This window comes from Flavobacterium sp. CG_9.1 (assembly GCF_015751645.1).
GTDB lineage: Bacteria > Bacteroidota > Bacteroidia > Flavobacteriales > Flavobacteriaceae > Flavobacterium > Flavobacterium xanthum.
This window is the reverse complement of record NZ_JADOVC010000065.1, coordinates 1-2,881: the sequence shown is the minus strand read 5'-3', so window position 1 is coordinate 2,881 and position 2,881 is coordinate 1. Positions and strand designations below refer to the sequence as shown.

Below are 2,881 nucleotides of genomic sequence, written 5' to 3'. Positions count from 1 at the left end.
TCAATAAAAAAATGTAAATTTGAACAGAAATTAGCTCATTATTTTGTGGCACATCATGACCGGAATTAGTGGCACATCATGACTGGAATATACACTATTGCGAATTTTGTGCAAGGCGGACGTTTTTCTTTCGCAAGAAATAGTATTTTTAATAGAAAATAATTAGTTCCGAAGCTCGCAACAGCGCAAAGCGTGGGAACGTTAGCCGTCATTGTACCGCAGAAACCAAAAAAAACAAATGAACATACTAAAAAAAGGAGAATTTTTCGGAACACATTACCAAAAGTCGACTTTTGAAAATATAATTATAACTGATACTGAATATACGCATAGTAAAGTGGATTGGCATTATCATGAAAATCCCTATTTCACCTATTTACTTCAAGGTAAACTTTTTGAATCTAATAAAAAAGAATCCTATTATCTAGCACCAGGAAGTTTGTTATTTCACAATTGGCAAGACGAACACTACAACATAAAACCACCCGAATATACTAGAGGATTTCATATTGAATTGAATGAAAATTGGTTTTTAAATTACGATATTAAAATAACTGACTTTGAAGGAAGTATAAACATAAAAAATCCTTTGACTAAAAATTTGATGAATAAAGTATATATTGAATCCAAAATAAAAGACCAATATTCAAATTTAGGCATTGAAATATTAATGATTGAAATTTTTAGAAACATAAAAGAAAACAAAAAAATAAGTGCTAAAAAACCTGATTGGGCAAATAAACTTCAGGAACTTTTAATCGAGGAACGAATGGATTACTCCTTAAACAATTTAAGTTCAATATTAGGCATTCATCCCATTCACTTATCCAGAGAGTTTCACCGATATTTTGGCACAAGCCTAAGCAATTATATCAGGCTATTGAAAGTAAATAAAGCATTTTATTTAATTGCTTCCAATAAAATTTCAATGACAGATATCTGCTATCAATGTGGATTTTACGACCAAAGTCATTTCATTTCAAATTTCAAACGAATCTACAATACAACTCCAACAAAATTATTTAGAAAAATGTGATAATGTTAATTTTATACAATTTTGATAAAATTCAAAAACTCATCTTTGCAAATCATCATTAATCAATCAAAAAATGAAATTTCAAAACATCATCATCTTTTTCTTTATTCTTTATTCGTTTTCTGTCAATGCACAAGATATGGCAGAATATACAGATAATTGGGAAGGAAAAATCGAAAATTCTAAAACTTTCAATTTAAAAGTTGAAATAAATAATTTAGGATTTGAAAAAGCTTTTTTCAAAATTTATAACAATAAAAACATTATTGATTTTCCGTTTAATTCGACTACTAATGATCAAATAAAAATACCATTTGCTGAAAATTTATTTTTTGAAGGTATTCTGTCTAAAGATAAAAAAGAAATTAATGGTTTTATTAAATCTGGTTTATTACTTTATCATTTAAAACTAACAAAGTCAAACAACAATTCTTATATAGGAGATTGGAATATTTTGATGGTAACCGAACTAAAATCACAAGATTTTTACTTAAGTGTAGAAAATGGTTCGAAAAATGAATATCAAGCGTATCCAATCTTAGGCGACAATCGATTTACAGGAACTTGGTGTGATAATTTCCAAAAAGAAAATGATTTCATATCCTTTTCTGATTTTAAAACAGGATTACAATTTAAAGGGAAATTAGAAACTAATACAATTCAACTAGGTATATATTTAGGAACCCATTTAATCACAGAAATAGATTTAAAAAAATCCAAAATAGATTGGAAAATTGGTGGTTTTGAAACAGATAATAAAACTTCTATTCTAAAACTTACCGAAATGGAGAATCTTATTTTAAAGGATTCATTACCCAATACTCATTCGGTTTTAATTTCGAAAAATGGCAAGCTTATTTATGAAAATTATTTTGATGGTTATACCGCAGATATACCACACGATATGCGTTCATCAGCAAAAAGTATTTCATCAGCAATAGTTGGTATTGCTCTAGACAAATCATTATTCCAAAATGTTAATCAATCTATTTTTGATTTTTTACCCACAAAATATCAAGCTCAAAAGGACAGTTTAAAAGCGAAAATAAATATCCAAAGCCTTTTAACAATGAGTTCAGGATTAGACGCCATTGATTATGGTATAAATGCAAATTCAAAATCTCCTGCAACTGAAGAAAATTTTCAAAGAGCAAAGGATTGGATAGCAACAATATTATCTGTTCCAATGATAAATACCCCAAATACAAAAGCAAATTATGGTTCTGCAAATCCTTATTTATTGGGAATTGCTATGGATTCAATAACTACAGAACCTTTAGAATTATTTATGGATAGATATCTATTTCAAAAACTAGATATTTCCAACTATATCATTCAAGCTGATTTGAATGGAAATCCATATTTTGGCGGTGGAATGTATCTTACTTCTAATGATATGCTGAAATTTGGAGAACTATATCTTAATTATGGAAAATGGAACTCAAAACGTATTATATCAAGTAAATGGATAAAAAATTCCTTGAAGAATTATCGAGTTTTAGAAAACACCAAAGACAAAAATGGATACGGATATTTATGGTGGCACAATACCTATCAAGTTAATGGAAAAAGTTTTGAATCTATTGAAGCTAGAGGAGCTGGTGGTCAATATATTTTTGTTATTCCCAGTTTAAAAACCGTTGCAGTTATCACATCTGGAAATTTTAGAAACGGAAAAACACAACAACCCGAAATGATTTTTGAAAGTTACATCTTGCCTTATCTTAAAAAATAAAAAACAACGAACGGCTAATCGAGTAGACGGCTCCGCCAGTAACTGACGGAGTGCGCCTCTCACACCACCGAACGTACGGGTCACGTATTCGGCGGTTCGCAAAGAGATGG

2 protein-coding genes are annotated in these 2,881 nt (G+C 29.4%); both read left to right on the top strand.

Annotated features, from left to right (window positions below; translation table 11 throughout):
• The first annotated feature begins 238 nt into the window (after positions 1-238).
• Entirely contained in the window at positions 239-1,036 is a 798-nt protein-coding gene (locus IWX83_RS16955; RefSeq protein ID WP_196831338.1) for an AraC family transcriptional regulator, read from the top strand.
• A 73-nt stretch (positions 1,037-1,109) separates the two neighbouring features.
• Complete coding sequence (locus IWX83_RS16950) at positions 1,110-2,771, top strand: serine hydrolase (protein WP_196831337.1); 1,662 nt, start codon at positions 1,110-1,112, stop codon at positions 2,769-2,771.
• Positions 2,772-2,881 lie beyond the last annotated feature (110 nt).